Raw genomic sequence first — 4131 nt, forward strand, 5'->3', positions numbered from 1 at the left:
CTGTCATCGAATTCTTCCCAGGGCTGGCGCCCCTTCGACTGCGCTCAGGGCAGGCTCTGGGCTACTAGCGTTCGCCCCCTTCGACTTCGCTCAGGGCAGGCCCTGCGGGGCTGGGGTCACGGTGATCCTGAGGCCAGAAGCGACGCGCACAAGGGGATGTCAACAGAGCCAAACCAGTTCTAGCCACGAGAATTCCCGCTGGGAACCGCTGATCTACTGACGCATTGACAAACTACTCAGCGCCTTGGCAATCTCCCCGTCCTGCTCTGGAAACACGGTGCGCAGATCGAGCAGGACACGGCCCTCCTCGACGCGCGCCACGATGGGCGGATCATTCTTCCGGAGGCGGGTGGCGACCTCGTCGGCGCTCAGGCCTTCGATGGTAATGGCGAGCAATCGCGTGGGCAGCGTGGCGCCCGGCGCGGCGCCGCCGCCAATCACGGACTCACCCTCGATCACCTCTGCCGTCAGCGGCGGTTGGAGGATGCGCGCCAGTGCTTGCGCGCGTTGTCCGATGTCATCGGCCGACAGACGCATCATGCGCAGCGCGGGAACGGCGTCATGGTCCTGGCGGACGTAGGCGACGAGCGTCGCCTCCAGCGCGGCGTAGATGAGCTTGTCAACGCGCAGGGCGCGAAACAGCGGGTTGGAGCGGATGCGCGCAATCACCTCGCGGCGCCCGCTGAGCATGCCTGCCTGTGGCCCGCCGAGCAGCTTGTCGCCGCTGTAGGTGACAACGTCCACCCCGGCGCGCAGACTGTCGCCCACACCCGGTTCGCCGCTGATGCCGATGGTTCGCAGATCGAGCAACGCTCCGCTGCCCAGGTCTTCCACGACCGGCAGTCCGCGCTGGTGCGCCAGCTCAACCAGTTCCTCCAGCGAGGGCTGCTCGGTGAAACCGACGATCTGAAAATTCGAGCGGTGTACGCGGAGGATCAGCCGGGTGCGGTCGTTGATGGCGCGTTCGTAGTCGGCAAGGCGCGTGCGATTGGTGGTGCCGACCTCGCGCAGCGTCGCGCCGGACTTGGTCATCACGTCGGGGATGCGGAACGAGCCGCCGATCTCCACCAACTCGCCGCGCGAGACCACCACCTCGCCGCCGTCGGCCAGGGTGTTCAGCGCCAGCAGCACGGCGGCGGCATTGTTGTTGACCACCACGGTGGAAACATCCGGGTACTCGCCGAGCAGGCGCGCAAACAGCCGCTCCAGGTGGACGTCGCGCTTGCCGCGCTCGCCGGAGTCCAAATTGAATTCCAGATTGGAGTACGCGGTCGCGACCTGGCGGGCGTGGTCGAGGGCAGCCGAAGCCAGCGGCGCGCGGCCCAGGTTGGTATGCAGGACGACGCCGGTGGCGTTGATCACCGGCCGCAGCGACAGTTGCAACGAGCGTCGCAACTCGCGTTCCACTGCCTCGGCCAGTCCGGCGACGGCGAGTTCAACCTGGGGTTCATCGAGCCGCCCCGCCGCGATCTCGGCGCGCAGGCGGTCGAGCACGGCGCGCGCGGCGTCGAGCGTGGCGGCGCGGCCGTCGCGCTCCGCAATGGGCGCGATCGCGGGGTTACGCAACAGCTCGTCGACCGAAGGCAGCCGGCGGAAGAGTTGCGCGTTCCGGGTTGCGACTTTTGAGTTCTTCGCCATTCCGAGGGGAGATTATTTCACCACGGAGGGACCGAGACACGGAGAAAAGCTTTAACCGCGGATTTACACGGATACTCACGGATGAATTGGAAGAGAGGTTGATCAGTGTGAATCGGTGGCAATCCGTGGTTAATTTTTGTTACTCCGCGCCTCCGTGTCTCTTGAGTTCTTGGCCATCGCTCTGCGGGATTATTTCACCACCGAGGCACGGAGACACGGAGAAAAGCTTTAACCGCGGATTTACGCGGATACTCACGGATGCATTGGAAGAGAGGTTGATCAGTGCGAATCGGCGGCAAACCGTGGTTAATTTTTGTTACTCCGCGCCTCCGTGTCTCCGAGGTGATTTTCTCGTATAGTTATCGCGCTTGCCCTTACCAGAACGAAAGCTGATCGAGAGGATTCGCGCCCACGCGAGTGTGGCAGACGCGCCCTCGCGTGTGCTGGTCCGCGGCATTGGCGACGACTGCGCCGTGCTGCGTCCACTGCGCGGGCATGAACTGCTCATCACCACCGATTTCAGCCTGGAAGACGTGCACTTCCGGCGCGACTGGCACCCTGCCGAGTGCGCCGGGCATCGCTGCCTGGCGCGCGGGCTGAGCGATATCGCCGCCATGGGCGGGGAGCCGTTGGCAGCGTTTTTGTCGCTGGCGCTGCCGGCCGGCCTGGCACAGCGCTGGGTCGACGGTTTCCTGCGTGGGCTGATGAAGCTGGCAACGCGGTTCCATGTGCCGCTCGCCGGCGGTGACGTCGCGCAGTCGCCCGCGGGCGTGCTGGCCGACATCGTGGTTGTCGGCTCGGTCCCGCGGGGTCGGGCGTTGCTGCGGTCGGGAGCAAAGCCCGGCGACGCGCTCTACGTAACCGGCGTCCTGGGCGGAGCGGCTGCCGCAATCCAACAAATGCGTGCCGGCAAGAAACTGCGTCCGGCACAGAACCGCGCGCATTTTTTTCCCGAACCGCGTGTCGCCGTCGGACGCCTGCTGCGCGAAGGCCGCCTGGCTTCGGCCGCCATTGATCTCAGCGACGGCCTGTCCACCGACCTGTCGCACATTTGCGAGGAGAGCGGCGTCGGCGCGGTGGTGTACGCCGAGCGAGTGCCGCTGGCGAAGGGCGCCACGCTGGATCTGGCGCTGCACGGCGGCGAAGATTACGAACTGCTGTTTACGACGGCGCCGCGAAGGCGTGTAGCCGAAGAAATTGCCGGCGTCCGAGTCACGCGGCTGGGCGAAATCATTCGCGGCGGCGGTGCGTTCATCTGCGACAGGGACGGCAGGCGAATGCCGCTGCCGCCGCGCGGCTGGGAACACTTTAGATGATTTGCTGATTGGGCGATTTGCTGATTGAGCGATTGCAACCGCATAGCCCTGATTGCCACTTGCATGCGCGCGCGGGGGGATTAGAGTACAGGCATGAGGAGAAGTCTGTTTGTGGTTGTAGTCGCCGTAAGCGCCCTTGCCGCTGCCGCCGCGCAACAGGCGCCCGCACCTCCCCTGGACGCGCAACAGATCTGCACCAAGGAATTCGGCGAGCAGTTCAAGCTTGAGCCAAAGTTCCCGCCGCTCATGGCGGACCTGGACGGCGACGGCCAGGAGGACCTGGTGATGGTAGCCACCGCGAAGAACCCGCTCAGCGGCGAACTGGATTATCACTACCACGCCATCGATCCGTATGACGGGTACTTCGGCTGGGGCAATGTCAAGGACACCATCCAGTTCTCCGCCACCAATGCCGAAACCACCCGCTACGTGCTGGTGATACACAACTGGCGGGCGCCGAAGGAGAAGTTCGTGATCGTCAACCTGCCGTTTGACAGCCTCGCGCTGGGGCGGATCGCGATCAAAAAGAAAAAGATCACGGTGAATACCATCCACGCGGTGGAATTAGGCGGGCTCGGCTCGGACGTGTACTGGGACGGCAAGAAGTACAGATGGGAACCCAGCTATATCGCCCAGGACTAGGCCTTCCCCGCACATCACACAACCTTGTGACCCACGTCCTACGGGCGGGGTCGGCCTATACTGTCTGCTGATCGGACCGCCTGGAGGAAACCGCCATGGCCGACGCCCAGCCCGCCGTCTATAATGCGCACGCCATGAACCTGGAACAAAAGCTGGAAGAGCTGAAGAAACGCGATCGCCTCGCCGAGCAGGGTGGAGCTCACCATCGATCCGGCGACGCTGACCTACACGGCGAACGCGGCGAGCCGGAGCTATGGCGCGGGCAATCCGGCGTTCACGGGAACGGTCACCGGCTTCGTCAATGGCGAGACGCTGGGCACGGCGACCACCGGGGCGCTCACCTTCGCGAGCGCCGCCGATGCCACGAGCAATGTCGGCAGCTATGCGATTCTTGGCTCGGTCGTCGAGAGGGTTCACATGGGTAACTGGGCTGGTTTCCGTTAATCCGTAACCCTCTACCAATCGCCCACCTGTCAGCTCTTCGAAACGTTTCTGAACCTGACCCGGCAGTGGGGAGGCCCCGGAAATGCAGACC

The 4131-nt window shown here is 64.4% G+C and carries 4 protein-coding genes and 1 pseudogene; 3 read left to right on the top strand and 2 right to left on the bottom strand.

The features are described 5' to 3' along the window. Positions 1–213: 213 nt before the first annotated feature. A complete protein-coding gene (gene selA, locus LAN70_18930; protein MBZ5513227.1) occupies positions 214–1638 on the bottom strand; it encodes an L-seryl-tRNA(Sec) selenium transferase in 1425 nt (474 codons plus the stop codon). A 368-nt stretch (positions 1639–2006) separates the two neighbouring features. On the opposite strand from selA, the gene thiL reads away from it, so the two are divergent. The 3 genes from thiL (at position 2007) to LAN70_18945 (ending at position 4040) form a co-directional block, all read left to right on the top strand. Further along, complete coding sequence (gene thiL / locus LAN70_18935) at positions 2007–2954, top strand: thiamine-phosphate kinase (GenBank protein ID MBZ5513228.1); 948 nt, start codon at positions 2007–2009, stop codon at positions 2952–2954. A gap of 93 nt (positions 2955–3047) precedes the next feature. After that, the gene (locus tag LAN70_18940; protein MBZ5513229.1) at positions 3048–3596 is read left to right on the top strand and encodes a hypothetical protein; all 549 of its coding nucleotides are present in this window, start codon (positions 3048–3050) and stop codon (positions 3594–3596) included. Positions 3597–3788: 192 nt separating this feature from the next. Then, positions 3789–4040 carry a hypothetical protein gene (locus LAN70_18945; protein ID MBZ5513230.1) on the top strand — a complete coding sequence of 84 codons (252 nt, stop codon included), beginning with the start codon at positions 3789–3791 and terminating at the stop codon, positions 4038–4040. Here the strand turns inward: LAN70_18945 and LAN70_18950 are convergent. Then, positions 3993–4131 (bottom strand): annotated as a pseudogene (locus tag LAN70_18950) (AMP-binding protein). The gene LAN70_18945 and the pseudogene LAN70_18950 sit on opposite strands and share 48 nt — an antisense overlap.

This window comes from Terriglobia bacterium, from assembly GCA_020072845.1.
Taxonomy (GTDB): Bacteria; Acidobacteriota; Terriglobia; order Terriglobales; family Acidobacteriaceae; genus JAIQGF01.